The sequence below is a fragment of the Acidovorax sp. KNOB132 genome, assembly GCF_057541515.1.
This window is the reverse complement of record NZ_BAAJYT010000669.1, coordinates 1-536: the sequence shown is the minus strand read 5'-3', so window position 1 is coordinate 536 and position 536 is coordinate 1. Positions and strand designations below refer to the sequence as shown.

General features: G+C 67.5%; 1 protein-coding gene and 1 pseudogene. Both read right to left on the bottom strand.

Annotated features, from left to right (window positions below):
• Positions 1-102 (bottom strand): annotated as a pseudogene (locus tag AC27IO_RS25325) (XRE family transcriptional regulator); the annotation flags it as partial.
• Positions 103-195: 93 nt separating this feature from the next.
• Positions 196-536: XRE family transcriptional regulator (locus tag AC27IO_RS25320; RefSeq protein WP_498741358.1), on the bottom strand; the 341-nt coding region annotated here is incomplete at its 5' end.

Below are 536 nucleotides of genomic sequence, written 5' to 3'. Positions count from 1 at the left end.
GGTGTTGAACTCCCGCTCGAGGACGGAGGGCTTGGGTTCGTAGCCGGCCGCCACCATGGCTTGGCGTAATTTCTCGGCAAACAGTTGCTTGGGATCTTGCATGGGCGGCACGCTAGGCACGCCCGTTGGCCGTGGATTGACTCCGTCTTCGAGTTACGCGGCCGCCGTGATTTGGGGTGACGGTTGGTGCCCGCGTCAATGGGGCTTGCCGGCCGGCTTGGGCTGATCGGCCGCGTGGGCCTTGGCGATGGCCAGGATCACCTCGCGCGCCAGGCGCCGCTTGGGCACGGGCAGCTTGAGGTAGGTGTCGAACAGCTCGCGGTCCTCGTAGCCCACGCCGACGTGCCACTGGGCGGGCTGCTCGCGCACTTCGGTACCGTCGGCGACGCCGAACGCCAGTTCCTGCACCGGCATGCCCAGCCATTCGGCCAGGGTGATGAGCTTGCGGGCATCGGGCATGGTCTCACCCAGGAGCCAGCGGCGCACGCCGTGCAGGGTCATGGGTTTGCCCCAGTGCCGGGTGTTGAACTCCCGCT